Raw genomic sequence first — 1,031 nt, 5'->3', positions numbered from 1 at the left:
CCCACCAAGCAGAGAATGGGCATGTTCGGCCTGCCGGTGCTGGGCCGCCGCGAAGATATCCCCCGGCTGGTCCAGAAATACGATGTGGATGAGATCATCATCGCCATCCCTTCCGCCTCGCGGGAGGTTATCGGCGAGATCGTGGATATCTGCCAGACCACCCCGGCTTCGCTGAAGATACTGCCGGGTATATACGAGCTGATCAACGGGCGGGTTTCGGTCAGCCAGGTCCGCGAGGTCAGGGTTGAGGATATCCTCGGGCGCGAACCGGTGGAGGTGGACCTGGATTCCATCGCCGGATACCTTGCCGGAAAGGCGGTCCTGGTAACGGGGGCGGGCGGCTCCATCGGTTCGGAGCTCTGCCGCCAGGCGGCCAGGTTCAAACCGCGGCAACTGATATTACTGGGGCACGGGGAGAACAGCATTTATGAAGCCTACCAGGATCTGATCCTGGAATTTCGCAGCCTGGAGATCATACCAGTTATCTGCGATGTAAAAGACAGCGTGGCCATGACTTCGGTCTTTCAGCGATACCGTCCCGAGGTTATCTTTCACGCGGCGGCGCACAAGCATGTGCCCCTGATGGAACATTGTCCCGCGGAAGCGGTTAAAAATAATGTCCTGGGCACCTTCAACGCGGCCCGGGCAGCCCATGACTGCTCTGCAGAATCCTTTATCCTGATCTCTACAGACAAAGCGGTTCATCCCGCCGGCATTATGGGAGCAACCAAGCGGATTGCCGAGATGGTGGTGCAGCAGATGGCGCGGACAAGCAGGACCTGTTTCGCCTCGGTAAGGTTCGGCAATGTTCTCGACAGCAGGGGGAGCGTGGTCCCGCTGTTTAAAAAGCAGATTGCCTCCGGGGGGCCGGTAACGGTAACCCATCCCGAGATGGTCCGCTATTTCATGACCATTCCGGAAGCGGTTCAGCTCGTGATCCAGGCCGGCGCCCTGGCCCGCGGCGGCGAGATCTTCATCCTGGACATGGGCGAGCCCGTGAAAATTATATCGCTGGCCCGGCGGATGATCCG

At 59.6% G+C, this 1,031-nt stretch carries 1 protein-coding gene; it reads left to right on the top strand.

Translation table 11 applies throughout. The annotated features are described in order from the left end of the window. On the top strand, positions 1–1,031 hold a 1,031-nt coding region (locus ACE4YL_RS14850), incomplete at both ends, for a polysaccharide biosynthesis protein (RefSeq protein WP_461369775.1).

It is taken from the genome of Candidatus Darwinibacter acetoxidans (genome assembly GCF_041936445.1).
GTDB lineage: Bacteria > Bacillota > Limnochordia > Darwinibacteriales > Darwinibacteriaceae > DTU010.
Note: the sequence above shows the minus strand (reverse complement) of the source record. Positions and strands in the feature narration are given on the sequence as shown.